This is a genomic window from Pseudomonas sp. GM78 (genome assembly GCF_000282475.1).
Classification (GTDB): domain Bacteria; phylum Pseudomonadota; class Gammaproteobacteria; order Pseudomonadales; family Pseudomonadaceae; genus Aquipseudomonas.
The window spans coordinates 12,059-38,066 of sequence record NZ_AKJF01000153.1; the positions used below are offsets into that span (position 1 = coordinate 12,059).

Below are 26,008 nucleotides of genomic sequence, written 5' to 3' on the forward strand. Positions count from 1 at the left end.
TATACGAAACCGGGTACGACATAAAACTGTAGGAGCGAGGCTTGCCCGCGAAGGGGCCCTTCAGACGAGCCCGGCACTCACCAACATCTCCTCCAGCGCCAACAAATCCGGCACCTTGGCCACCTGGTCCGCCACCTGCACCGCCGCTTTCTCCAGCGAGCACAACGGCACATCCACATAGCTCAACTGACTGTCGAGCTTGTACGAACGCGGAATCCCCTGGACCAGTATCGCGATGAACTTCAGCCCGGGCCGACCACCGAGGGCATTGAGAATGACGATTCGCGCGCGTTCGCCGATGACGATTTTCTGCCCGCAGGCCGACTCGAAGCTGAGCAACGGTATCTGCCGGTCGCGCCACGCTACCCGTCCCAGGTACCAGGGCGGTGAATCCAGGTCGAAGGCCGCGGGTTGGTAGTCGATCAGCTCCGCCACCGCGACGTTGGGCAGGATCAGGTTGCGGTCGGCCAGGGGCAGCAGCAGGCCGGTGAGGTGGCTGTCGCGCGGCTCGTGGCGACGCTCATGCATGGGTCTTGCTCCACAGGGCGATGCTTTCGAGCAATACCGATTCCTGGTACGGCTTGCCTAGGTAGTCGTTGACGCCGATGGCCATGGCCCGATCGCGGTGTTTCTGACCGGTGCGAGAGGTGATCATGATGATCGGCAGGTGCCGCAGACGCTCATCCTTGCGCACCTGGGTCGCGACTTCGAAGCCATCCATGCGCGGCATTTCGATGTCCAGCAGCATCAGGTCCGGTTTGTGCTCTTCGAGCAGCAGCATGGCATCGACACCGTCCTTGGCGGTCAGCACGTTCATGCCGTGGCGTTCGAGCAAGCGGCTGGTGACCTTGCGCACGGTGACCGAGTCGTCGACCACCATCACCAGCAAGGGCCGCTGCGGCTCGACCTCTACTTCGTGGCTCACGGGACGCTGCGGCGCCCGGGCCTGCATGGCGCGAACCGGCGCCAGCAGATCCAAAATCAGCACCACCCGGCCGTCCCCCAGAATCGTCGCCCCGGACACCCCTTGCACCGCCGCAAACTGCGGGCCGAGGCTCTTGACCACGATCTCGCGCGTGCCCGCCATGGCATCGACCTGCACCGCAATGTGACGCTCGTTGCATTGCACCAGCAATACCGGCAGCGGCAGGCCCTGACCCAGCAGCCGTGGACGTGGGCTGGTTTTCAGCAGCTCACCCAGGTAACACAATTCATAGCGCTGCCCGGCGTATTCATAAGTCGGCGGATCAAGACGAAAATGCCCCTCGAGCTCGTTGGGCAACACGCGGACAATGCCATCGATGGTGTTCAGCGGAATGGCGTATTGGTCTTCCCCGCATTGCACCATCAGCGCCCGGTTGACCGACACGGTGAACGGCAGGCGGATGCGAAAGTGCACACCCTGCCCTGGCACGGAGTCGATGCTCATGGTGCCGCCCAGTTGCCGCACTTCTTCGTGCACCACGTCCATGCCGACACCGCGCCCGGAGATCTGGGTGATTTTCTCGGCCGTGGAAAACCCCGGTTGCAGGATGAATTGCAGCACGTCGTGGTCGCTGATGACGCTGTGCGGGTCGAGCAGGCCGCGCTTGATCGCCTTGCGCCGCACCGCCTCCAGTGGCACGCCGGCACCGTCGTCGCGAATATCGAAAATGATGTCGCCGCCTTCGCGCAACAGATCCAGGGTGATCCGCCCTTGCGCCGGCTTGCCCGCCGCCACCCGCACCGGGGCGGCTTCCAGGCCGTGGTCGACGGCATTGCGCAGCATGTGCTCCAAAGGCGCCGCCATGCGCTCGAGCACATTGCGATCCATTTCGCCTTCGGCGTTGCCGACGATGAACTCGACGTCCTTGCCCAGCTCACTGGCGACCTGGCGGACGATGCGCTTCAAGCGCGGCAACATCCGCTCGAACGGCACCATGCGCGTACGCATCAGGCCTTCCTGCAATTCGGTGTTGATGCGGCCCTGCTGTTGCAACAGGTTTTCCGCGTCCAGGGTGCGCCGGTCGAGGGTTTCCTTGAGGTCAAGCAAGTCGGAGGCGGATTCGAACAGGGCCCGCGACAGTTGTTGCAATTGCGAGTGGCGGTCCATTTCCAGCGGGTCGAACTCTTCGTAACCCAGGCGCTCGGCGTCGACTTGCTGGCGGCTGAGGATCCTGCCCTGGGTTTCGGTGTCGAGCCGGCGCAACTGGTCGCGCATGCGCTCGATGGTGGTTTCCATCTCGTTGAGCGCTACCTGCGCATCGTTGACCTGCTGCTCGATGCGACCGCGAAAGATCGAAGTTTCAGCGGCCAGGTTGACCAGGTCGTCGAGCAATTCCGCCGAGACCTTGACCATGTCCGCCCCGGCATCGGGTTGCAGCAGCGGCGTCTCGGCTTTCGCCGCAACGGGCACGGTGAGCGGCACCAGTGAATCAGGCTGCACCGGGTGACTGAAGTTCTGGATGGCGTCGATCAGCCGGTCGGCCGGCGGCAACGGCTCACCGGCGCGCGCCGCGTCGAGCATCTGGGCCAGCCGGTCATGGCTGCGCTGCAACAGTTCGAACAACGCCGCCGTGGGTTGCAGCGCGCCGGTGGATAAACCCTCGTAGAGAAATTCCAGCTCATGGGCCAGATCGCCAATCGGCGCGATTTCCACCATGCGCGCACCGCCCTTGAGGGTGTGCAGGTCGCGCAGCAGGGTTTCCATTTCCTGACGGCTCGACGGCTCGGCCTGCCAGCGCAGCAGCGCCGCGCCGGAGCTTTCGATGATGTCGAAACCTTCTTCAAGGAAGATGTCCAGCAACTCGCCGTCATGGTGGGCCGCGTCGTTGCTGGTCGCTGCTTCGATCACCTCGGCGTTGCTCGCGTGGCCTTGCCTGAACGCGCGAATCGCTTCGATCAGCTCCCCGGGGTCGCCCAGGGCTTGCTGGTCTTGCAGCTGCTCAAACAACTGCGCCAGACGGTCATGGCTCTGTTGCAGCAACTGCACCAGCACTTCGCTGTGGCTGTAACGGCGGTCCGCCAGGCCCTCATAGAGGCTTTCCAGTTCCTGGGCCAGGTCGCCGACCGGCTCGACCTCGGCCATCCGCGCGCCACCCTTGAGGGTGTGCAAGTCGCGCTGTAACGAGGACAGCGGCGCGGGGTTAAGCGGTTCACTGACCCAGCGTTGCAAGGAATGGTTAGCGCTGTCGAGGATGTCCACCGCTTCCTCAAGGAAGATCGAGACGATTTCGTCCTCCGGTTCACGATCCCTTGTGGGAGCGAGCCTGCTCGCGATGGATTCATAGGCGCCGCGTTTATCCTGCGATAACGTGTCATCGTTATCGTCCATCGCGAGCAGGCTCGCTCCTACAGGGGGGAGCGTGCGCTCGAGTTCGGCGGTTGCGTCGCCCAGCTCGCGGATGCTCAAGGTGCGGCTGCCGTCGCTGCGGATCAGGCCCATGGCCGAAGGGTCCAGGCTCTGGTCGAGCAAGCCGTGCAAGGCCCTAACCCGCTCCGGGCGCGGGCTGACTTCCTGGCCGGCCGCCAGCTCATCGAGCATGTTGATCAGCGCTTCGTGGGCACTTTGTGCCTCATGGAAAAACGCTTCGCTGACCGCCAGGCTGCTCTCTTCCACCGCACCGTAGAGGTCGAGCAAGGCTTCGCAAAGCTCATCCACCGGGTGCAGGTCGGCCAGGTGCGCGCCTTCGCCGAGGGTGGTCAATTCATCCAGCAGTGCACTGAGTTCCTGGCGCTCGCCTGGGTGCTGCTGCCAACGCCGCAACAGGCTTTCAGCGTCCAACAGGATGTCCATGCCCTGGGCCAGGAAGTTGGTGATCAACTGCGGGTCGCGCTTGACCCTCAGGCCGCTGCTGGGCGAGTTCAAGTGGATTTGCAGGCGCTCGGCGAGCAGCGCCCTGGCACGTTCGATCAGGGCTCGGGAGCCGGGGATTTCGGCCAGCGGGTCGGTCTTGAGCTGGCGCAAGCCAAGACGGAACAAGCCTTCGGCCTCCAGCAGCACTTCGACTTCGTCGAGGTCGAGCGCGATCAGGTGGGCCTTGTACTCCCGGGCCAACTGATCCAGCGGCGTCGCCAGCTCGGCAATCGGCATCACCCCCGCCATCGACGCACTGCCCTTGAGCGTGTGCAAAGCGCGCTGCAGCTCATCACTGGCCTGCAGCGGAAGGTGTTCGGCAGCCTGGTCCAGAAAGCGGTTGAGGCTGCTCAAATGGGTTTCGGCTTCCTTGCGGAAGATTTCCAGCAACAGCGGGTCGAGGGCGGCGACGTCCTGGGTGTCCTCGTCCTCTGCCGGGGCCTCGCCCTTGGCCAGGGCGTGGGCACGCGCCGCCAACTGGTCGACATCGTTGCGCTGGCGCTGGGTATCGGCGGCGTATTCGGCCACCAGTTCCGGCAACAGATCGAGCACATCGCCGAGCAGCTGCTGCACCTGAGCGCCAGGCTCCACGCTGTGTTCCAGTACGCGGTTGAGCAGGTTTTCCAGGGCCCAGGCCAGTTCGCCGAGCACCAGGGCGCGCACCATCCGGCCACTGCCCTTGAGGGTGTGGAAGGCGCGGCGCAGTTCACTCAGGGCCAAACGGTTGGCGGGATCCGCCGACCAGCGTGGCAAATACTCGCGAATGACCTCCAGCACTTCATCGGCTTCCTCGAGGAACACTTCACGCAATTCCTCGTCCACCGGTTCTTCGCCCGAAGGCGGCGGCAGCAGGCTATCCGGGGTGTCGAGCGCGGGCGGGTTCAGGGCAGAGACCGGGCTGGCCAGTACATCGGCCAGGGCCTGGGCGACGGCCGGTGCATCCCGCTCCTGCTGTTGTCGCAGGGCCTGTGCTTCGCCGGGGCTCAAGACATCCGCAAGCACCGGTACCTGTCGTTCACTGGGGAAAAACCCGAGTGCCGCCAGGCTTCGTTGCGCCACGTCAAGCAGGTGTTCACCGGGCGCTTCGGGGTCGTCGCTGAGGCGCTCAAGGTAATATTCGATGCTGGTGATGACGTCGGCCAGGCTGTCCAGCGCCTGCCAGCCGGGCTGATCCGGATCGAGCAGCAGGTGCTCGCGGATGAAATGATTGCAGGTTTCGATCAGGCCCGCCGCCCGGCTCAACGGAATCATCGCCAGGGCACCGCGCACCTGGGTCAGCAAGGCCGGCAGTGCCTGCAGGTGCTGTCGGTCCCAGTCGGCATCGATGTAGTCGACGATCATGTCCTTGGCCTGCTGCAGGCAGATGCGCGCTTCCTTGATGACGATCTGGTGGATCTGCGTCAGGTCGGTGGTGGGCAGGCGGCTGTCTTCCTGACTTTCAGGCTCCACGGTGCCGACCATGCCGGCCAGCGTCGCTTCGACGTAAAGCAAGGCTCCGGCCACGTCCATGAGGATCGCGTCGTCGGGTGCGCGCTGGCCCTGGGCCAGGCTGAGCACCACCGCCAGCTGATCGATGATGACCTTGCGTGGCTGGCCAAAGCCCAGCACCGCCAGGGTGTCGGCGATTTGCCGCAGGGGCGCGAGCAGGCTGTCGAGGTCCGAGGTGTGTTGCCGGTCGCTGCGCACGAACAGGTCCAGGCGCTCCTTGACCCGTACCAGTTCTTCGCACAATGCCGCCAGTACCGAGCGCATGGCGTCACGGTCGGGACCGGCCAGCCTTGCGCGTTCTTCGTCGACCATCGCGCTGTCAGGCAATGCATCGTCCAGTGCGTAGCGATCTTTCATGGTCAGCATCTGCCCGGTGGGATGTTCGGCCTTGGCTATATAGAACAGCAAACTCTTGAGCAGCTCGGGCGGCGGCGGCTGATTGATGCCCTGCATGCCCTGTTCTAGCAGACGCTTGAGCTCCTTGTCGGCCTCCTTGAACAGGCTGCGCAAGGCCGGGCTGTTGGCGATGACGCCGGCGCGCATGCCTTCTACCAGCGCCGAGCCGACTTGCCACAGCGGGCTCAGGGGCGCTGTACCGGACAAGCCTTCCAGGCGCGTAAAGACCTTGGCCAGGTACCCCAGGTGAGTGTCGTCGTCCTGTTCACGCAACAAGCCGACCAGGGCCATCTGCAACATCTGCCGCAACTTGCGCAGCACATTCGGCAGATCGGCCGGCTCCAACTGCGCCAGGAACATTTCGTCCAGGGGAACGAGGTCTGGCAACTGCGGACTGAACAGGCTGGTTTCCGACAACAGGCTTTCGCCCCGGGCGCTGCGCAGGTCGTTGATCAACGGCAACACCACCAGCGGCAAATCGCGGCGGGCGCCTTGCACACGATCAAGGTAGATCGGCAACTGCCCCAGCGCTTGCAGCATCAGGTGCAACGCCTCGTCGCGATGATGGACGCGATTGTGTTGCAAGGCGGTGACCAGATGCTCCATTTCTTCGGCGAGCAAGGCCGCGCCGTAGAACTCGACCATCTGCAGGCTGCCGTGAACCTGATGGATGCACGCCAGGCATTCGCTCAGGGCGTGCGTCGCCTGCGGGTCATCAAGCTGGGTTTCGATCGCGTGATGAGCCTGCTTCAGCGTTTCGGCAATTTCGCCTTTGACCCATTCGAGGGCCACATAGTCGTGCCGATCACCCATAACCACTCCAATCCCCACTTCAATCAAGATAGCCGTGCCCGGGGGCGGTTCAAGCTTTGTCCGCGACCTGCGCCTGGGTGGCCGGCAAGGTGAAACCAGACACCGAACGCCGCAACTGGCTGGCCATTTTTGCCAGGTTGCCGATACTCTCGGCGGTGGCGGTAGAGCCGGACGAGGTCTGCGAGGTGATCTGCTGGATCACGTTCATCGTCAGGGAAATCTGACCGGCAGACGACGTCTGTTGTTGCGCCGCGTTGGAAATACTCTGGATCAGCGCCGCCAGGGTCTTGGATACCCCTTCGATTTCTTCCAGGGCCACACCGGCATCCTGCGCCAGACGCGCGCCGCGCACCACTTCGGTGGTGGTCTGTTCCATGGAAATCACCGCCTCGTTGGTGTCGGCCTGGATCGCCCGCACCAGGGTCTCGATCTGCCGCGTCGCAGCCGAGGAGCGTTCCGCCAGGCGCTGCACCTCGTCGGCGACCACCGCGAAACCGCGCCCAGCATCACCAGCCATCGACGCCTGGATCGCCGCGTTGAGGGCTAGGATGTTGGTCTGGTCGGCAATGTCATCGATCAAGCTGACAATATCGCCGATTTCCTGGGAAGACTCGCCAAGGCGCTTGATTCTCTTGGCGGTGTCCTGAATCTGTTCGCGGATGTTGTCCATGCCATGGATGGTGTTGTGCACCACCTCATTGCCCTTGTTGGCGATTTCCACCGAACGCTCGGCCACCGCCGAGGATTCCGCGGCGTTGGCCGACACCTGGTCGATGGACTCCGCCATGTCGTTGATCGCGGTGGAGGCTTCGGAAATCTGCTGGGCCTGATGCTCCGAGGCCTGCGCCAGGTGCATCGCGGTGGCCTGGGTTTCCTGCACGGCGGCAGCGACTTGGCCGGCCGTCAGGTTGATGGTTGCCACCAGATCGCGCAGTTGGTCCACGGAATAGTTGATCGAATCGGCAATGGTCCCGGTGAAGTCTTCAGTCACGGTGGCGGTCACGGTCAGGTCGCCGTCGGCCAGGTCTTCGATTTCGTCGAGCAGGCGCATGATCGCGTTCTGGTTGCGCTCATTCTTTTCGGCGGTTTCGCGCAGCTGGCGATTGGTTTCGCGCACCATCACCAGGCCGATGAGGATGATCGACATCAACGCCCCCAGGCCCAGGACATAGCCGCCGATGGTGTCGGTGTCACGTCCCCCGGCGAGGTTTTCGAAACCGCTGGCCAGGTGGGAAGCTTCGTCGAGCAGGGTTTGCGACAGGCTGAAGATATTGGTGGCCGACTCACGGACCTTGAACAACTCCGGGGAGGTTTCGAGGATTTCGTCCACGGAGCCTGAGACGAACTCGAACAGCTCGGAAATCTCGATCAGCCGCGCGCGCGCGTCACGGTCCTCGACCTGGCTGACCCGCAGTGCCGTGTTGCCCTGGAGCATGCCGTTGAGCACCTGGCCGAAACGCGCCGCATCGCGGCCGAACGCATCGGCGGCCTGCTGCGAGTTCTCGTCGCCAGACAGTACGGTATTGACCGCACCTAAAATACGCTCGGCCAGCAGCGATTGGCGCTGAGCCATCGCCACCTGCGCAGCCGGGGCACCACGTTGCAGCAGGGTTTCCACCACTTTTTCGTATTCGACCTGCAACTGCGGCACGGTTTCGGCCAGGGTCGCGGCGACCTGATGCAGCGACAACACCGTCTGTTCGCTGGACAAAATAGTGTCGGTGTTTTTCAGCAGGCGTTCCCAGTCCAGTTGTACGGCACGCATTTCCGGACGCACGATGGCCGGTGCCGGTGGCAGGCCGGTGGCGGGGTCGCCTTTCTTCAGATAGCTCCAGCGCCGGGCAAAATCGTTGCGCGCATCGCTGAGCAACTTGAACGCCGCCGCCTTGCCGGCAGCGGCTTCGGTGGCATTCTTGGCAATGCGCTGGGATAGCACGCGCAACTCACCGGCGTGGCCGATGTACTGTTTGTCGTAAGTGGCCTGGGTGTTGAGGTACGCGAAGTTGGCGAACAACAACATGATGAAGATGATCAGTGCGATGAACAGCGCGATGATCTGCGATCGACTGCGCGACGCTTCCATTGGCTTGCCTGATTTTGCTTTTGTCATCGGTCTTCGCCTGTTAACCCATACCCCGTCAAACCTTCCACGGACCCCGTGGGAGCTGGCTTGCCAGCGATGGCATCACCTCGGTCAAAGTGAGACCGTGTCGTTTGCATCGCGGGCAAGCCCGCTCCCACAGGGTCCGCGTTTACTGCACCACATGCATGAAGCTTTGCGACCGCGCCAGTGCAAACAGGCTGAACACCTGCCAGCCCTGCTCGCGCTGAAACCGGCCGGTGATGAACGGCGCGATCGGCCCGCCCAGGGCGTCTATCGGCTGCAGACTGTCTCGGGCAAAGTGCTGCAAACCTACAACCTCATCGACCAACAACCCGGCAAACACGTCTTCATGCTCCACCACCAACACCCGTCGCTGCTTGCGTGCTGCCGAAACTTCCTGGCCAAAAAAGCCACACAAATCAATGATCGGCAACAAACGCCCGCGCAGGTTGGCCACGCCTTTGACCCAGGACTTGACCCCTGGCACCAGGGTAAATCGCGGCTCGTGCAACACTTCACCGACTTCGCCCATGGGCGCGACGTACCAGTGTTCGCCCAGGCGAAAACCGATGCCGCTCCAACTGTCCTGGCGGGTCGGCTGGGACGGCAAGTCCGCCGCCAGCAAGCGACAGCGCCGGTCGATCTGCAGCAGCAGTTCGAAGGCGGTCAGTGATTGGCTCATGACCCTGTAATCAACCGGCCAGCACGTTGTTCAGGGTCTTGATCAGGGTGTCTTCGTCGACCGGCTTGGTCAGGTAGTCCTTGGCCCCTTGGCGCGTGCCCCAGACCTTGTCGGTTTCCTGATCCTTGGTGGTGATGATGATCACCGGGATGTGTCCGGTTTCCGGGTCTTTGGTCAACTGGCGGGTGGCCTGGAAACCGTTGAGTCCGGGCATGACGATATCCATCAGCACCGCGTCGGGTTTTTCCTGGCGGGCCAGGGCCACGCCGTCTGCGCCGTTTTCGGCTTTCAATACTTCATGACCGTGCTTTTCCAGCATGCCGGTCAGTTTGTACATTTCGGTCGGCGAATCGTCGACGATCAGGATACGTGCCATGGTCTTCCCCATTCTTGTCGACGCAGGGCCCAATGGCCGAGCGTCACTGTAGGTGTCTTACTGCGGCAAAACAGCGGCAAAGCCCGGAACATGGGCCTGGATCGCGTTCAGCAGTTCTTCCTTGCTGAAAGGCTTGGTCAGAAACTGGTCGGAGCCGACGATGCGCCCCTTGGCCTTGTCGAACAGCCCGTCCTTGGACGACAGCATAATCACTGGCGTGGACTTGAATGCACTGTTGTTCTTGATCAATGCGCAGGTCTGATAGCCATCCAGGCGCGGCATCATGATGTCGACAAAGATGATACCGGGGTGGTGATCGGCGATCTTGGCCAGGGCATCGAAGCCGTCGATGGCCGTGATGACCTCGCACCCCACGTTCTTGAGCAGTGTTTCGGCGGTGCGGCGAATCGTCTTCGAATCGTCGATCACCATGACCTTCAAGGCGCTGGGTTGCTTTTCCATAGGTGCTCTACCGTCGCCTTTGCGAATCTATTTGTCCATCTGCAGGGCATCGAGGGCTCGAAACCCTTGATGCTCAAGGGCCGGCACAACATGGCAGCCTTTTTAGCACAGTCTCCAAATCCAATCTATCGGCCGGCCATGGGAGTGGTTTTTCCTTGACCGGGAACACACTCAGCGCCACTCTGACGCCACTTTTATACGGTCCTTTGGATTGATCTTTTGTGGGAGCGAGCCTGCTCGCGATGGTCGTCAACGATGACGCGAATCAGCAGGATGAGCGCGGTGATCTTTAGCCCATCGCGAGCAGGCTCGCTCCTACAGGATTTACATAGGCCTCACCCACTTCTGAGGAAACACCCATGAGCGTTCGTGTCGGGATTGTCATGGATCCTATCGCCAGCATCTCCTATAAAAAGGATAGCTCGCTGGCCATGCTGCTGGCCGCACAGAAACGCGGCTGGGAACTGTTCTACATGGAGCAGCGCGACCTGTACCAGGCCGAGGGTCAGGCCCGGGCGCGGATGCGTCCGCTGAAAGTGTTCGCCAACCCGGAAAAATGGTTCGAGCTGGAAGCCGAGCAGGACAACCTGCTGAGCGACCTGGACGTGATCCTGATGCGCAAGGATCCACCCTTCGACATGGAATTCGTCTATTCCACTTATTTGCTGGAACAGGCCGAGAGCGCCGGCGTGCTGGTGGTCAACAAGCCGCAGAGCCTGCGTGACTGCAATGAAAAACTGTTCGCCACGCTGTTCCCGCAGTGCACGCCGCCGACCATCGTCAGCCGTCGCCCTGACGTATTGCGCGAATTCGCCGACCATCATGGCGACGTGATCCTCAAGCCGCTGGACGGCATGGGCGGGTCCTCGATCTTCCGTCACACCGCCGGCCACCCGAACCTGTCGGTGATCCTCGAAACCCTGACCCTGCACGGCCAGCAGCAAATCATGATCCAGGGCTACCTGCCGGCCATCGTCGATGGCGACAAGCGCATCCTGATGATCGACGGCGAGCCGGTGGACTATTGCCTGGCGCGCATTCCCGCGGCCGGTGAAACCCGTGGCAACCTCGCCGCCGGTGGGCGCGGCGAAGCCCGTCCGTTGACCGAGAAGGATCGCTGGATCGCCGCACAAGTCGGCCCGACCCTGCGCGAAAAAGGCCTGTTGTTTGTCGGCCTCGATGTGATCGGCGAGCACCTGACAGAAATCAACGTCACCAGCCCGACCTGCATCCGCGAAATCGATAACGCCTTCGGCACCGATATCGGCGGCATGCTGATGGATGCCATCGATCAGAAGCTAAAGGCCCGTTGAAAAGCCAAACCAACATTGCGTTATCATGCGCGGCCTGTGAAAACGTGATGTTGGTTTCCTTGTCATGACCCTCCCGTCCGATCTGCCCCCCGAACTCGCCCACCACGGCGTGCGCCCGGCCGATCGCCTCGGATTTACCCTGTTTCTGGCGGCGTTGGTGCACCTGGCCTTATTGCTGGGTGTCGGCTTTACGATGGTCGAGCCCAAGCAGATCAGTAAGACCCTGGAAATCACCCTCGCCACCTTCAAAAGCGAAAAGAAGCCGGAAAAGGCCGATTTCCTTGCCCAGGAAAATCAGCAAGGCAGCGGCACCCTGGACAAGAAGGCCGTCCCCAAGACCACCGAGATTGCGCCCTTCCAGGACAATAAGGTTCAGAAAGTCACGCCACCGCCAGCGGCCAAGCCTGAACAGCAGGAAGCCCCGCCCAAGGCTGCCGTGACCACGGTTGCGCCGAAGCCGAAGAAAGCCGCGGCGAAAACAGAAGAGCCCAAGCCCGTCACCAAACCTGCGGTGGCGGCACCGACCTTTGATAGCGAACAACTGTCCAGCGACATCGCCAGCCTCGAAGCCGAACTGGCCCAGGAACAACAGTTGTACGCCAAGCGCCCGCGCATCCACCGCTTGAGCGCCGCCTCGACCATGCGCGACAAGGGCGCCTGGTATAAGGATGAATGGCGTAAAAAAGTCGAGCGCATCGGTAATCTCAATTACCCCGACGAAGCCCGGCGCAAGCAGATTTACGGCAACTTGCGCCTGATGGTCTCGATCAACCGCGACGGCTCGCTGTATGAGGTGCTGGTACTGGAGTCGTCCGGGCAACCGCTGCTGGACCAGGCGGCCCAGCGCATCGTGCGCCTGGCAGCGCCGTTTGCCCCCTTTACCGGGGACCTGTCGGACATCGATCGACTGGAAATCATCCGCACGTGGAAATTTGCCCGCGGCGATCGCCTCTCAAGCAACTGACCACCACAAATCCCCTTGTGGGAGCGAGCCTGCTCGCGATAGCGGTCTGTCTGACACATCAATTTTGAATGTGCCGCCGTCATCGCGAGCAGGCTCGCTCCCACATTGGATCGATGAAGCCTGCCAAATTGCGGCATCCCCAGCTTGTCAGTTCGTCCCTCCAACGCCACACTAGCGTTCATGAAAAACGTCAGCCCCAGCTACCTCAAGCATCACTTCCTGATCGCCATGCCTCACATGGTCGACCCGAACTTTGCCCACACCTTGACCTACATCGTCGAGCACACGGCCAATGGTGCCATGGGGCTTGTGGTCAACCGTCCGCAGGACCTGAACCTGGCCGATATCCTCGAGCAATTGCGCCCGGACATCGAGCCGCCCGCGCTGTGCCAGCACGTGCCGATTTTCATCGGCGGTCCGGTGCAGACCGATCGCGGCTTTGTCCTGCACCCCAAGGGCCAGAGTTTTCAAGCGACCGTCGATCTGGAAGGCGAGCTGTCCCTGTCGACCTCCCAGGACGTGCTGTTCGCCATCGCCGATGGCGTCGGCCCGGCGAAAAGCGTGATCACCCTGGGTTATGCCGGTTGGGAAGCCGGGCAACTGGAGGCCGAACTGGCCCAGAACGCCTGGCTGACCTGCCCGTACGACGCCGACATCCTGTTCAACACCAGCAGCGAGCTGCGCCTGGAAGCGGCAGCCAAGCACCTGGGCGTCAACCTCAGCCTGCTCACCAGCCAGGCGGGGCACGCCTGATGGCCCTGCGGTTGATTCTGGGATTCGACTACGGCACCAAACAGATCGGCGTTGCGGTTGGCCAGGTCATCACCGGCCAGGCCCGCGAGCTGTGCACCTTGAAGGCACAAAACGGTATTCCCGACTGGGATCAGGTCGAAGCGCTGATCAAGGAGTGGAAGCCCGATGCCGTGGTGGTCGGCCTGCCGCTGAACATGGACGGCACGCCCAGCGACATGTGCGCCCGCGCGGAAAAGTTCGCCCGGCGCCTGAACGGCCGCTTCAACCTGCCCTTCTACACCCACGATGAACGCCTGACCACCTACGAGGCCAAGGGCGAACGCCTGGCCCGGGGCGGGCAGAAAGGCAGCTACCGCGACAACCCGGTGGATGCCATCGCCGCCGCCCTGCTGCTGCAAGGCTGGCTCGACGAGAACAGCGCATTGTTCCAATCCTAATCCTGAAGAGCCGTCACCCGTCTCTTTTAGCTACAACCCGAGCCACCTGCGGCAACGACCCGGCTCGGGCCCAAGAAGGAGCAACCATGAGCCTGCCCAATCCCGCCGAACTGATCAGCCAGATGGCGATCCGTCTCAAGGCACACCTGGAACACCGTGGCATCAGCGAACCGCGCTACATCGGCATTCGTACCGGTGGTGTGTGGGTTGCCCAGGCCCTGCTCAAAGAGCTGGGCAGCGCTGAACCGCTTGGCACACTCGACGTTTCCTTCTACCGCGACGACTTCAGCCAGAACGGCCTGCACCCGCAAGTGCGCCCGTCGGCCCTGCCGTTCGAGATCGAAGGCCAGCATCTGGTGCTGATCGACGACGTACTGATGAGCGGGCGGACCATTCGCGCTGCCATGAACGAACTCTTCGACTATGGCCGCCCGGCCAGCGTGACGCTGGTCTGCCTGCTGGACCTGGACGCCGGGGAACTGCCGATCCGCCCGAACGTACTGGGTGCGACCCTGTCCCTGGCAGCCCACGAGCGGGTGAAACTGTCGGGGCCGGAACTCAAGCTCGAACTGCAAGACCTCGCCCTTTAATTCGCCCTATTGAGAGTCCCCCTCGCGATGACGCCTCCAGATACCAAGCGCCCGCTGCAGCTCAATGATCAGGGCCAGCTGCGCCACTTCCTCTCGCTCGACGGTTTGCGCCGCGAGCTGCTGACGGAAATCCTCGACACCGCCGACTCGTTCCTCGAAGTCGGCGCCCGGGCGGTGAAGAAAGTCCCGTTGCTGCGCGGCAAGACCGTGTGCAACGTGTTCTTCGAAAACTCCACCCGCACCCGCACCACCTTCGAACTGGCGGCCCAGCGGCTGTCGGCGGACGTGATCACCCTGAACGTGTCGACATCGTCGGCGAGCAAGGGGGAAACCCTGCTCGACACCCTGCGCAACCTGGAAGCAATGGCCGCCGACATGTTCGTCGTGCGCCACGGTGATTCCGGTGCCGCACACTTCATCGCCGAACATGTTTGCCCTCAAGTGGCGATCATCAACGGCGGCGACGGCCGTCACGCCCACCCGACCCAGGGCATGCTCGACATGCTGACCATCCGCCGGCACAAGGGCGGCTTCGAAAACCTTTCAGTGGCCATCGTCGGCGACATCCTGCACTCCCGGGTGGCGCGCTCAAACATGCTGGCCCTGAAAACCCTGGGTTGCCCGGACATCCGCGTGATCGCGCCGAAGACCTTGCTGCCGATCGGCATCGAGCAATACGGCGTGAAGGTCTACACCGACATGACCGAAGGCCTGAAAGACGTCGACGTGGTGATCATGCTGCGCCTGCAGCGCGAGCGCATGACCGGCGGCCTGCTGCCGAGCGAGGGCGAGTTCTATCGCCTGTTCGGCCTGACCACCGCGCGCCTGGCCGGCGCCAAGCCGGATGCCATCGTCATGCACCCGGGGCCGATCAACCGGGGCGTGGAGATCGAATCGGCGGTAGCCGACGGTCCACATTCGGTAATCCTCAACCAGGTGACCTACGGCATCGCGATTCGCATGGCCGTCTTGTCCATGGCCATGAGCGGTCAAACTGCGCAACGCCAATTCGAGCAGGAGAACGTTCAGTGAAGCTCAGCATTCTTGGCGCCCGCGTCATCGATCCGGCCAGCGGCCTGGATCAAGTCACCGATATCCACATTGAAGCCTGCAAAGTCGTCGCCCTTGGCGCTGCGCCAGCCGGTTTTGTCGCCGTCGATACCATTGACGCCACAGGCCTGGTGGCCGCCCCTGGCCTGGTCGACCTCAACGTCGCCCTGCGCGAGCCGGGCTACAGCCGCAAAGGTTCGATTGTCAGCGAAACCCGCGCCGCCGCTGCCGGTGGCGTAACCAGCCTGTGCTGCCCGCCAAAAACCAAGCCGGTGCTGGACACCTCGGCCGTGGCCGAACTGATCCTCGACCGCGCCCGCGAAGCCGGTAACGCCAAAGTGTTCCCGATCGGCGCACTGAGCAAAGGCCTGGACGGCGAACAGCTTGCAGAGCTGGTTGCCTTGCGCGATGCCGGTTGCGTGGCCTTCGGCAACGGCCTGGAAAGTTTCCGCAACACCCGCACCCTGTGCCGGGCTCTGGATTACGCGGCCACCTTCGACCTCACGGTGATCTTCAACTCCCAGGACCATGACCTGGCGGAAGGCGGCCTGGCCCATGAAGGACCGACCGCGAGCTTCCTCGGCCTGCCGGGGATTCCGGAAACTGCTGAAACCGTGGCACTGGCCCGGGATCTGCTGCTGGTTGAGCAAACCGGCGTGCGCGCGCACTTCAGCCAGCTGACCAGCGCCCGTGGCGTGGCCCTGATCGCCCAGGCCCAGCAGCGCGGCTTGAAGGTCACGGCGGATGTCGCCCTGTACCAGTTGATTCTGACCGACGAAGCGCTGATCGATTTCAGCAGCCTCTATCACGTGCAGCCACCGCTGCGCACCCGCGCAGACCGTGAGGGTTTGCGTGCCGCCGTGAAGTCAGGCGTGGTGTCGGCCATTTCCAGCCATCACCAACCCCACGAGCGGGACGCCAAACTGGCGCCGTTCGGGGCTACCGAGCCTGGCATCAGCAGTGTTGAACTGCTGCTGCCGCTGGCGATGACTTTGGTTGAAGACGGCTTGCTCGACCTGCCGACGCTGCTGGCACGACTCAGTGCCGGCCCTGCCGAGGCCTTGCGCCTGCCGGCGGGCAAGCTGGCGGTGGGTGGCGCGGCGGATATCGTGCTGTTCGACCCGGCGGCCTCGACCGTGGCCGGTGAGACCTGGCTGTCCAAAGGCGAGAACTGCCCGTTCCTGGGTCACAGCTTGCCGGGTGTGGTGCGTTACACACTGGTCGACGGCCGGATCAGCCACCAGGCTTAAAACCGCGTCGTCCCAATCGCCAGCAGGGCTAGCTCCCACAGGATCTGTGAACGACACAAATCCTGTGGGAGCCAGCCTGCTGGCGATGACTTATTAAAAGGCGCCGCGATTCTGGGCGTTACGCACAGAAACCTGGTCATTCAGTGTCCAGAAGTCATACAGCACCCCCAGAAAGAACAACCCACCCGTCACCAGGTACAGCAACCCGCTGATCCACTTCCCCTGATACATCCGGTGCACACCGAACACCCCGAGAAACGTCAACAGGATCCACGCCACGTTGTATTCGATGGGACCTGCGGTAAATCGCAGGTCCGCTTCACGGTCCATGGCCGGGATCAGGAACAGGTCGATCAACCAGCCGATCCCCAGCAAACCGAAGGTGAAAAACCAGATCGTCCCGGTCACCGGCTTGCCGTAATAAAAGCGGTGAGCACCGGTAAATCCAAAAATCCACAGCAGGTAACCGATCACCTTGCTGTGGGTGTCTTGATGCGGAACGGGCGGTTGATAGGTGTTCATGGAGGACCTCGATTCACACGATAGATAAATATTCTTTAAATCTTTGTGACTTTTTTACGAGCAGCCGACGTATGGCAACTGATACTGTCCCTTCCGCCAAACCCTTATGGCACCTGACTTCTGTCAGACAATTGCGTCAATTTACCGCTCATTTGGTTCCGTTAGACCCAGATGGAATCGACCAACGGCCTCGGAATGCCAAAAAAAGCTGTTATAAAGTTTCGCGCTAACTTATACGAGCCCTGCCTAATGCGTCCATTTTTCAAGACATGGCTAACCATTTGCCTATTATTGCCACTGGCCGCCCACGCCACCAATCGTGAGCAACGTCTTCCGAACGTTAATGGTTACACCCAAAAATCCCATGCTGCTGCTCCTTCGAGCAAAAGCAAGAAATCGCTCAAACTGGCTCCACAGCTGGTCAGCAAAAGCAGCCTGGTGCCGCCGATGGCGACCCGGGAAAGCAGCAACGTGCTGAGCCGCGCCGTCAACGTCCTCGGTACGCCGTACCGCTGGGGCGGCAGCAGCCCGAGCAAAGGCTTCGACTGCAGCGGCCTGGTGAAATACGCGTTCAACGACGCCACGTTTGACCTGCCGCGTACCTCCAATGCCATGGCCAGCGGTCATGGCGAGAAAGTCGATCGCAACGATTTGAAACCGGGCGACCTGATTTTCTTCAACATCAAGAGCCGTCGAGTCAATCATGTTGCCATCTACCTGGGCAACGACCGCTTCATCCACGCACCACGCCGTGGCAAGTCGGTGAGCATCGACACCTTGAAGAAACCGTACTGGGAAAAGCACTACGTAGTGGCCAAGCGGGTTCTGCCGAAAGATCAGAAAGCGATGCAGGTTGTTCAGCGCTGATCTGAACGCATCCGGTATTTGCACTGAACATGATGACCCCTTCGCGAGCAGGCTCGCTCCCACAGGATTTACGCAGTCCCTGTGGGAGCGAGCCTGCTCGCGATGGGGCCCATGAAAGCACTACATTTCTTCCTCAGAAATTATCCGGCGACCGTGCCTTCTCCCGCGCCTGTTCGCGATTGACCAGGCCCTTGGTCACCAGCTCCTTCAAGCCCATATCCAGCGTCTGCATCCCCAGCGACCCGCCCGCCTGAATCGACGAGTACATCTGTGCCACCTTGTCTTCCCGGATCAGGTTACGGATCGCCGACGTTCCCAGCATGATCTCGTGGGCCGCGACCCGCCCGCCCCCAATCTTCTTCACCAGGGTCTGGGACACCACCGCCAGCAACGACTCGGACAGCATCGAACGCACCATCGACTTCTCGTCCCCCGGAAACACGTCGATGATCCGGTCGATCGTTTTCGCCGCCGAGGTCGTGTGCAGCGTGCCGAACACCAGGTGGCCGGTCTCGGCAGCGGTCAAGGCCAGGCGGATGGTTTCCAGGTCACGCATCTCCCCCACCAGGATCACATCCGGATCTTCGCGCAGGGCCGAACGCAAGGCTGTGGCGAAACTGCGGGTATCGCGGTGGACTTCACGCTGATTGATCAGGCATTTGCGCGATTCGTGGACAAACTCGATAGGGTCTTCGATCGTAAGGATGTGGTGATGGCGATGGCTGTTCAGGTAGTCGATCATCGCCGCCAGGGTGGTGGACTTGCCGGACCCCGTCGGGCCGGTCACCAGGACCAGGCCGCGTGGCGCGTCGGTCATCTTGCGAAACACTTCGCCCATGCCCAACTCTTCCATGCTTTGGACCCTGGACGGGATCGTGCGAAAGACAGCACCGGCACCTCGACTCTGATTGAAGACATTGACCCGAAATCGCGCGACACCCGGCACATCAAAGGAAAAGTCGGTTTCCAGGTGCTTTTCGAACGCCACCCGCTGGGCGTCGTTCATGATGTCGTAGATCAGCGCCTGCACTTCCTTGTGTCCCAGGGCCGGCAAGTTGATGCGCCGCACATCGCCATCGACGCGAATCATCGGTGGCAGCCCTGCCGACAAATGCAGGTCGGATGCGCCTTGTTTGGCGCTGAACGCCAGCAACTCAGTGATATCCATAGCACCCCTCAATTCCAGTAGAATGCCGCCAACCTCAGACCGCTGGCGCCTCTTGAATGTCCACGATAGCAGACAACATTGAACGGGTTGGTTCACGTATCCGTGCCGCCGCCCTCGCCGCCCACCGCGATGAAAACAGCGTGCAGTTGCTGGCCGTCAGCAAGACCAAACCCGCACAGGCGCTGCGTGAAGCCTATGCCGCTGGCCTGCGCGACTTTGGCGAGAACTACCTGCAGGAAGCCCTGGGCAAGCAGCTTGAACTGAGCGACCTGCCCTTGATCTGGCACTTCATCGGCCCCATTCAATCGAACAAGACTCGTGCAATCGCCGAGCACTTCGCCTGGGTGCATTCCGTGGACCGCCTGAAAATCGCGCAACGCCTGTCCGAGCAACGCCCCGCCGAAATGCCACCGCTGAACATCTGCATCCAGGTCAATGTCAGCGGTGAAGCCAGCAAGTCCGGCTGCACCCCGGCGGACCTGCCGGCCCTGGCCAACGCCATCAGCGCCTTGCCGCGCCTGAAATTGCGCGGGCTGATGGCCATTCCCGAGCCGACCGAAGATCGTGCCGCCCAGGATGCCGCTTTCGCTGCCGTGCAAAACCTGCAGGCCAGCCTGAATCTGCCGCTCGACACACTTTCCATGGGGATGAGCCACGATCTCGAATCGGCCATCGCCCAGGGCGCCACGTGGGTGCGGATCGGTACCGCACTGTTTGGCGCCCGCGACTACAGCCAGTCGTAAATATGGCCATCCCACTTCTTGATAAGGACCTGACATGAGCAAGACGCGTATTGCCTTTATCGGTGCCGGCAACATGGCCGCCAGCTTGATCGGCGGCCTGCGGGCCAAAGGTCTGGAAGCCGCGCAGATCCGCGCCAGCGATCCGGGCGAAGAAACCCGCACCCGTGTGAGCGCCGAACATGGCATCGAAGTATTCGCCGACAATGCCCAGGCCATTGAAGGCGCCGATGTGGTGGTGCTGGCGGTCAAGCCCCAGGCGATGAAGGCTGTCTGCGAAGCCATTCGCCCAAGCCTGAAGCCCGGGCAACTGGTGGTGTCGATTGCCGCTGGCATTACTTGCGCCAGCATGAACAACTGGCTCGGCGCCCAGCCGATCGTGCGCTGCATGCCTAACACCCCGGCACTGTTGCGCCAGGGCGTGAGCGGCCTGTTCGCCACCGCCCAAGTGACCACTGAACAACGTCAGCAAGCTCAAGAGCTGCTATCGGCGGTTGGTATTGCCCTGTGGCTGGATGAAGAACAGCAACTGGATGCGGTCACCGCCGTTTCAGGTTCCGGCCCTGCGTACTTTTTCCTGCTGATCGAAGCCATGACCGCCGCTGGCGTCAAACTCGGCCTGCCAGCAGACATCGCCGCCCAACTGACCCTGCAAACCGCTTTGGGCGCTGCCCACATGGCAGTGTCCAGCGACGTCGACGCCGCCGAGCTGCGTCGCCGCGTCACGTCGCCCGCCGGCACCACAGAAGCCGCGATCAAATCGTTCCAGGCCAATGGCTTTGAAGCACTGGTCGAAAAAGCCCTGGGCGCCGCCGCGCACCGCTCGGCCGAGATGGCTGAGCAACTCGGTCGCTAATCAGCACTTAATAAGGAATCAATAATGCTCGGACTCAATGACGCTGCCATTTTTGTGATCCAGACCTTGGGCAGCCTGTATCTTTTGATCGTGCTGCTGCGTTTCATCCTGCAATTGGTGCGGGCGAACTTCTACAACCCGCTCTGCCAATTCGCCGTCAAGGCCACGCAACCGCTGCTCAAGCCACTGCGCCGGGTTATCCCGAGCATGTTCGGGCTGGACATGTCCTCGCTGGTACTGGCCCTGGTCGTGCAAATGGCGCTGTTCGCGGTCATCCTGCTGCTCAGTGGTTACTCGATCGATGTGCTGTTCCTGGCCCCCTGGGCACTGATCGGCATCTTCGCGCTGTTCTTGAAGATCCTGTTCTGGGCGATGATCATCAGCGTGATCCTGTCCTGGGTCGCTCCGGGAAGCCACAACCCGGGCGCCGAGTTGGTCCAGCAGATCACTGAACCGGTATTGGCGCCGTTCCGCCGGATCATTCCGAACCTGGGCGGCCTCGACATCTCGCCGATCTTCGCCTTCATCGCGCTGCAATTGCTGCAGAGCTGGCTGATTCCGCGTCTGGCTTACTACGCGCTGATGCCGAAACAACTGTTCGGCCTGATCTGATGCGTTCAGCAGGCTAACCGCGTCATCGTTCATCGCGGGCAAGCCTTGCTCCTACAATATTGAGTCGGTCGCGGGATTTGTATGCAACCCGGGACTTGTAGGAGCAAGGCTTGCCCGCGAAGGCAGCGCCTCGGTCCAGCTGGATAAAATGAGGCCCGGCCTTTGCTTGCCGCTTACCCCACCGGTCTTTAGACTTACGCCTCATTTCAACGAGAGCAGGGTCGATGCCAGCTGCCTTTCCTTCCGATTCTGTTGGTCTGGTGACGCCACAAGTGGCGCACTTCAGCGAACCCCTGGCGTTGGCCTGCGGCCGTTCGCTCCCGGCCTATGACCTGATCTACGAGACCTACGGCACACTGAACGCCACGGCGAGCAACGCCGTGCTGATCTGCCACGCCTTGTCCGGCCACCACCATGCCGCCGGCTATCACAGCCCCGACGACCGCAAACCCGGTTGGTGGGACAGCTGCATCGGTCCCGGCAAGCCCATCGACACCAGCAAGTTCTTCGTGGTCAGCCTGAACAACCTCGGTGGCTGCAACGGCTCTACCGGCCCGAGCAGCATCAACCCGGAAACCGGCAAGCCGTTCGGCGCCGATTTCCCGGTATTGACCGTGGAAGACTGGGTGCACAGCCAGGCGCGCCTGGCCGATCGCCTCGGCATCGCCCAATTTGCCGCCGTGATCGGCGGCAGCCTGGGTGGCATGCAGGCGATGCAGTGGAGCATCACTTACCCAGACCGCATCCGTCATTGCCTGGCCATCGCCTCGGCCCCCAAGCTGTCGGCGCAGAACATCGCCTTCAACGAAGTGGCGCGCCAGGCGATCCTCACCGACCCCGAATTCCACGGTGGCTCGTTCCAGGAACACAGCGTGATCCCCAAGCGCGGGCTGATGCTGGCGCGCATGGTCGGGCACATCACCTACCTGTCCGACGACTCCATGGGTGAGAAATTCGGTCGCGGCCTGAAAAGCGAGAAGCTCAACTACGACTTCCACAGCGTCGAGTTCCAGGTCGAAAGCTACCTGCGCTATCAGGGTGAAGAGTTCTCCGGGCGTTTCGACGCCAACACTTACCTGCTGATGACCAAGGCCCTGGACTACTTCGACCCGGCGGCCAACTTCGACGATGACCTGGCGAAAACCTTCGCCAACGCCACCGCCAAGTTCTGCGTGATGTCGTTCACCACCGACTGGCGCTTCTCCCCTGCCCGCTCGCGGGAACTGGTGGACGCGCTGATGGCCGCGCGCAAGGACGTCTGCTACCTGGAAATCGACGCGCCGCAAGGCCACGACGCCTTCCTGATTCCGATCCCGCGCTACTTGCAGGCGTTCGGCAATTACATGAACCGCATTACGTTGTGAGATAGCCATGAGAGCTGATCTGGAAATCATCCAGGAATGGATCCCCGCCGGCAGCCGCGTGCTCGACCTCGGTTGCGGCAACGGCGAACTGCTGACCTGGCTGCGCGACAACAAGCAGGTCACCGGCTACGGCCTGGAAAACGACGCGGATAACATCGCCGAATGCGTGGCCAAGGGCATCAACGTCATCGAGCAGGACCTGGACAAGGGCCTGGGCAACTTTGCCAGCAACAGTTTCGACATCGTGGTCATGACCCAGGCGCTGCAAGCGGTGCACTACCCGGACAAGATCCTCGACGAAATGCTGCGGGTCGGCCGCCAGTGCATCATCACCTTCCCCAATTTCGGTCACTGGCGCTGCCGCTGGTACCTGGCGAGCAAGGGCCGGATGCCGGTTTCCGAGTTTCTGCCGTACACCTGGTACAACACGCCGAACATTCACTTCTGCACCTTCGCCGACTTTGAAGCCTTGTGCCTCGAACGTGAAGCCAAGGTCATTGATCGGCTGGCCGTGGATCAACAGCATCGGCACGGGTGGGCCAGCAAGCTATGGCCTAATCTGTTAGGTGAGATCGGCATTTACCGCGTCAGCAGCCCGGGGCTTGCAGACCACAAGGTCGCGGTCTGAACACCTTATTTCGAGGAGAATGATCATGGGTCGTCTAGCGCTGTTACTACTCACCGCCTGCCTGAGCGTCACGGCCATGGCCGCCGATGCAATCAAAGGTGATCGCAAGGAAGTCTTTGGCGACACGACGGTGCACTACAACACCTTCAACTCCACGTTCCTGACACCCGACATTGCCAAGGCTGCGGAACTGACACGCAGCAAGAATCAGGGCGTGATCAACGTTTCGGTGATCAAGGACGGCAAGCCGCAGATGGCCCAGGTCAGCGGTACGGTCAAAGACCTGACCAGCCAAAGCATTAACCTGAAATTCCGGCAGATCACCGAACAAGGCGCGATCTACTACATCGCCCAATACCCGGTGGAACAGCAGGAAACCCGCACCTTCGACATCAAGGTGCAGACCGGTGACAAAATCAACACCATCAACTTCAACCAAGAGCTCTTCCCCGGCGAATGATCAACTTCACGCAACTCGTACTGGCCAGCCATAACGCCGGCAAACTCAAGGAACTCCAGGCCATGCTCGGCGAGTCGGTGCAACTGCGCTCGATCGGCGAGTTCAGCAGCGTGGAGCCTGAAGAAACCGGCCTGTCGTTCGTCGAGAACGCCATCCTCAAGGCCCGCAATGCCGCGCGCATTTCCGGCTTGCCAGCACTGGCCGACGATTCCGGGCTGGCGGTGGATTTCCTTGGCGGTGCGCCGGGCATCTACTCGGCGCGTTATGCCGATGGCAAGGGCGATGCGGCGAACAACGCCAAGCTGCTCGAGGTGTTGAAGGACGTGCCCGAAGCCGAGCGTGGCGCGCAGTTCGTCTGTGTGCTGGCATTGGTCCGTCATGCCGACGATCCACTGCCAATCCTGTGTGAAGGCCTGTGGCACGGGCGCATCCTGACCCAGGCCAGCGGCGAACACGGTTTTGGCTACGACCCGCTGTTCTGGGTGCCGGAGCGTGATTGCTCCAGCGCCGAGCTCAGCCCGGGCGACAAGAACCAGATCAGTCACCGCGCCCGTGCAATGGATCTGCTGCGCCAGCGTCTGGGCTTGAAATGACCCGTGAATCCTCCGCGTCGCCGCTGATCTTCGGCGGCGCCGCACAATCGCCTCGGGCCGCCCTGCCTGTGCTGCCGCCCCTGGCGCTGTACATCCACATCCCGTGGTGCGTACGCAAATGCCCTTATTGCGACTTTAACTCCCACACCGCCAGCCCCGTGCTGCCGGAAGAAGAGTATGTCGACGCATTGCTGGCTGACCTTGATCAGGACCTGCACGCCGTCTACGGCCGCGAGCTGAGCTCGATCTTCTTCGGCGGCGGCACGCCCAGCCTGTTCAGCGCACAAGCCTTGGGGCGCTTGCTCAAGGGTGTGGAACAGCGGATTCCTTTCGCCAGCGACATCGAGATCACCCTGGAAGCCAATCCGGGGACCTTCGAACAAGAGAAGTTCATCGCCTACCGCGCACTGGGCATCAATCGCCTGTCGATTGGCATCCAGAGTTTCCAGCAAGAAAAGCTCACTGCCCTGGGTCGCATCCACAACGGTGACGAGGCCGTGCGCGCCGCCGGCATGGCCCGTCAAGCGGGGTTCGATAACTTCAACCTGGACTTGATGCACGGCTTGCCCGATCAATCGCTGGACGATGCCCTGAGCGACTTGCGCCAGGCCATCGCCTTGAAGCCGACCCACCTGTCCTGGTATCAGCTGACTCTGGAGCCGAACACCGTATTCTGGAACCAACCGCCAACGCTGCCGGAAGACGACACCCTGTGGGATATCCAGGAGGCCGGCCAGGCGCTGTTGGCCGAACACGGTTATGCCCAGTATGAAGTTTCGGCTTATGCCCAGCCCGGCCGTCCGGCACGGCATAACCTCAATTACTGGAGCTTCGGCGACTTCATCGGCATCGGTGCCGGCGCCCACGGCAAGCTCAGCCATCCGGACGGGCGCATTATCCGCACCTGGAAGACCCGCCTGCCGAAAGACTACCTGAACCCGAAAAAGCGCTACCAGGCTGGCGAAAAAGCGCTGAGCAATGAAGAAATGCCGTTCGAGTTCCTGATGAATGCCCTGCGCCTGACCGCAGGTGTCGAGGCGCGGCTATATCCGGAACGCACTGGCATGACCCTGGAAAGCCTCGCCGAAAGCCGTCGCGAAGCCGAACAAAGCGGCCTGTTGCAGGTCGAACCGTCACGTCTGGCGGCTACCGAGCGCGGACAACTCTTCCTCAACGACTTGCTGCAGAAATTTCTGACATAAGGAAATCGAATGGATTTGGTACTCGACCTGCTCGCCACCGCGTCTCGCTGGAGCCGCAGCAATCTCTCGGAAATCGCCCTCGCCCTGGTCGGTTGCCTGCTGGTGCTGTTCGGTGCGGATTTCAAGGGCTGGGTCGAGCAACGCCTGGGCAGCATCGCCGGCGCCTTGCGCGTACCGCTGATGTCCCTGCTGTGCATGATCGGCAGCGGTGCGGCGTTGATCTACGCCACGCCGTGGATCGTCAAGGGCCTGAGCCAGTTCAACAACTACAGCCTGGCGCCGGTGTTGCTGGTGGTGCTGGTGCTTATCGGCGTAGTAGCCGACCGCCGCTGATTTTTGCGTGTCCAAAATAACTGTGGGAGCCAGCCTGCTGGCGATGGTGTGTCAGACACATTGATGTCGACTGACACACCATCGCCAGCAGGCTGGCTCCCACAATGGGATCGCGCACAAACCTGCAATCAGGTCGGCTTTAAGGCCGCC

Annotated in this window: 25 protein-coding genes; 17 read left to right on the plus strand and 8 right to left on the minus strand. The window is 61.8% G+C overall.

Annotated elements, in window-relative coordinates:
* Positions 1-60 precede the first annotated feature (60 nt).
* The 6 genes from PMI35_RS07665 to pilG all read right to left on the minus strand — a co-directional run bounded on the left by PMI35_RS07665 (position 61) and on the right by pilG (position 10,156).
* Positions 61-528, minus strand: coding sequence for a chemotaxis protein CheW (locus tag PMI35_RS07665; protein WP_008063471.1), 468 nt, complete (start codon positions 526-528; stop codon positions 61-63).
* Complete coding sequence (locus tag PMI35_RS07660; protein ID WP_008063472.1) at positions 521-6,532, minus strand: Hpt domain-containing protein; 6,012 nt, start codon at positions 6,530-6,532, stop codon at positions 521-523. Before PMI35_RS07660 ends, PMI35_RS07665 begins: the two co-directional genes overlap by 8 nt.
* Before the next feature lie 49 nt (positions 6,533-6,581).
* Entirely contained in the window at positions 6,582-8,642 is a 2,061-nt protein-coding gene (locus PMI35_RS07655; protein ID WP_032831921.1) for a methyl-accepting chemotaxis protein, read from the minus strand.
* 142 nt (positions 8,643-8,784) lie between these two features.
* Positions 8,785-9,318 carry a chemotaxis protein CheW gene (locus tag PMI35_RS07650; protein WP_008063474.1) on the minus strand — a complete coding sequence of 178 codons (534 nt, stop codon included), beginning with the start codon at positions 9,316-9,318 and terminating at the stop codon, positions 8,785-8,787.
* Positions 9,319-9,328: 10 nt separating this feature from the next.
* Positions 9,329-9,694 (minus strand): twitching motility response regulator PilH, encoded by a 366-nt coding sequence (pilH, locus tag PMI35_RS07645; RefSeq protein ID WP_007897961.1) that lies wholly within the window; start codon positions 9,692-9,694, stop codon positions 9,329-9,331.
* A 57-nt stretch (positions 9,695-9,751) separates the two neighbouring features.
* Positions 9,752-10,156: a twitching motility response regulator PilG gene (pilG, locus tag PMI35_RS07640; RefSeq protein ID WP_008063477.1), complete on the minus strand. Its 405-nt coding sequence runs from the start codon at positions 10,154-10,156 to the stop codon at positions 9,752-9,754.
* Between the two features lie 359 nt (positions 10,157-10,515).
* On the opposite strand from pilG, the gene gshB reads away from it, so the two are divergent.
* From gshB to PMI35_RS07605, 7 genes are all read left to right on the plus strand, one after another.
* Positions 10,516-11,469, plus strand: a complete 954-nt coding sequence (gene gshB / locus PMI35_RS07635) for a glutathione synthase (protein ID WP_008063478.1) — start codon at positions 10,516-10,518, stop codon at positions 11,467-11,469.
* Between the two features lie 64 nt (positions 11,470-11,533).
* Complete coding sequence (locus PMI35_RS07630; protein ID WP_008063480.1) at positions 11,534-12,433, plus strand: energy transducer TonB; 900 nt, start codon at positions 11,534-11,536, stop codon at positions 12,431-12,433.
* Positions 12,434-12,613: 180 nt separating this feature from the next.
* Complete coding sequence (locus tag PMI35_RS07625; RefSeq protein ID WP_008063482.1) at positions 12,614-13,186, plus strand: YqgE/AlgH family protein; 573 nt, start codon at positions 12,614-12,616, stop codon at positions 13,184-13,186.
* The gene (gene ruvX, locus PMI35_RS07620; RefSeq protein ID WP_008063484.1) at positions 13,186-13,623 is read left to right on the plus strand and encodes a Holliday junction resolvase RuvX; all 438 of its coding nucleotides are present in this window, start codon (positions 13,186-13,188) and stop codon (positions 13,621-13,623) included. Before PMI35_RS07625 ends, ruvX begins: the two co-directional genes overlap by 1 nt.
* Before the next feature lie 86 nt (positions 13,624-13,709).
* Positions 13,710-14,213, plus strand: a complete 504-nt coding sequence (pyrR, locus tag PMI35_RS07615; protein WP_008063485.1) for a bifunctional pyr operon transcriptional regulator/uracil phosphoribosyltransferase PyrR — start codon at positions 13,710-13,712, stop codon at positions 14,211-14,213.
* Between the two features lie 27 nt (positions 14,214-14,240).
* Positions 14,241-15,245, plus strand: a complete 1,005-nt coding sequence (locus PMI35_RS07610; RefSeq protein WP_008063486.1) for an aspartate carbamoyltransferase catalytic subunit — start codon at positions 14,241-14,243, stop codon at positions 15,243-15,245.
* Positions 15,242-16,513 (plus strand): dihydroorotase, encoded by a 1,272-nt coding sequence (locus PMI35_RS07605; protein ID WP_008063487.1) that lies wholly within the window; start codon positions 15,242-15,244, stop codon positions 16,511-16,513. Before PMI35_RS07610 ends, PMI35_RS07605 begins: the two co-directional genes overlap by 4 nt.
* Positions 16,514-16,606: 93 nt before the next feature.
* Here the strand turns inward: PMI35_RS07605 and PMI35_RS07600 are convergent, their stop codons facing one another.
* Positions 16,607-17,035: an NINE protein gene (locus PMI35_RS07600; RefSeq protein WP_008063490.1), complete on the minus strand. Its 429-nt coding sequence runs from the start codon at positions 17,033-17,035 to the stop codon at positions 16,607-16,609.
* Between the two features lie 249 nt (positions 17,036-17,284).
* Between PMI35_RS07600 and PMI35_RS07595 the strand changes: the two genes are divergently transcribed.
* Positions 17,285-17,902 (plus strand): C40 family peptidase, encoded by a 618-nt coding sequence (locus PMI35_RS07595; RefSeq protein WP_008063494.1) that lies wholly within the window; start codon positions 17,285-17,287, stop codon positions 17,900-17,902.
* Between the two features lie 133 nt (positions 17,903-18,035).
* Here the strand turns inward: PMI35_RS07595 and PMI35_RS07590 are convergent, their stop codons facing one another.
* A complete protein-coding gene (locus tag PMI35_RS07590) occupies positions 18,036-19,070 on the minus strand; it encodes a type IV pilus twitching motility protein PilT (protein ID WP_008063497.1) in 1,035 nt (344 codons plus the stop codon).
* Between the two features lie 56 nt (positions 19,071-19,126).
* Here PMI35_RS07590 and PMI35_RS07585 point away from each other — a divergent pair, with 56 nt between their 5' ends.
* The 9 genes from PMI35_RS07585 (at position 19,127) to PMI35_RS07545 (ending at position 25,858) form a co-directional block, all read left to right on the plus strand.
* Positions 19,127-19,813: a YggS family pyridoxal phosphate-dependent enzyme gene (locus PMI35_RS07585; protein ID WP_008063498.1), complete on the plus strand. Its 687-nt coding sequence runs from the start codon at positions 19,127-19,129 to the stop codon at positions 19,811-19,813.
* Positions 19,814-19,847: 34 nt separating this feature from the next.
* Positions 19,848-20,666 (plus strand): pyrroline-5-carboxylate reductase, encoded by an 819-nt coding sequence (proC, locus tag PMI35_RS07580; RefSeq protein ID WP_008063500.1) that lies wholly within the window; start codon positions 19,848-19,850, stop codon positions 20,664-20,666.
* A gap of 24 nt (positions 20,667-20,690) precedes the next feature.
* Positions 20,691-21,278 (plus strand): YggT family protein, encoded by a 588-nt coding sequence (locus PMI35_RS07575; protein WP_008063501.1) that lies wholly within the window; start codon positions 20,691-20,693, stop codon positions 21,276-21,278.
* A 224-nt stretch (positions 21,279-21,502) separates the two neighbouring features.
* Positions 21,503-22,642, plus strand: a complete 1,140-nt coding sequence (gene metX, locus PMI35_RS07570; protein ID WP_008063503.1) for a homoserine O-succinyltransferase MetX — start codon at positions 21,503-21,505, stop codon at positions 22,640-22,642.
* 7 nt (positions 22,643-22,649) lie between these two features.
* Positions 22,650-23,270: a methionine biosynthesis protein MetW gene (gene metW / locus PMI35_RS07565; protein WP_008063505.1), complete on the plus strand. Its 621-nt coding sequence runs from the start codon at positions 22,650-22,652 to the stop codon at positions 23,268-23,270.
* 25 nt (positions 23,271-23,295) lie between these two features.
* Positions 23,296-23,730 (plus strand): DUF4426 domain-containing protein, encoded by a 435-nt coding sequence (locus PMI35_RS07560; protein ID WP_008063507.1) that lies wholly within the window; start codon positions 23,296-23,298, stop codon positions 23,728-23,730.
* Positions 23,727-24,323, plus strand: coding sequence for an RdgB/HAM1 family non-canonical purine NTP pyrophosphatase (gene rdgB, locus PMI35_RS07555; RefSeq protein ID WP_008063510.1), 597 nt, complete (start codon positions 23,727-23,729; stop codon positions 24,321-24,323). The genes PMI35_RS07560 and rdgB overlap by 4 nt, the downstream gene beginning before the upstream one ends.
* Positions 24,320-25,525 carry a radical SAM family heme chaperone HemW gene (gene hemW / locus PMI35_RS07550; protein WP_008063513.1) on the plus strand — a complete coding sequence of 402 codons (1,206 nt, stop codon included), beginning with the start codon at positions 24,320-24,322 and terminating at the stop codon, positions 25,523-25,525. The genes rdgB and hemW overlap by 4 nt, the downstream gene beginning before the upstream one ends.
* Before the next feature lie 9 nt (positions 25,526-25,534).
* Positions 25,535-25,858: a DUF3392 domain-containing protein gene (locus tag PMI35_RS07545; RefSeq protein ID WP_008063519.1), complete on the plus strand. Its 324-nt coding sequence runs from the start codon at positions 25,535-25,537 to the stop codon at positions 25,856-25,858.
* Positions 25,859-26,008 lie beyond the last annotated feature (150 nt).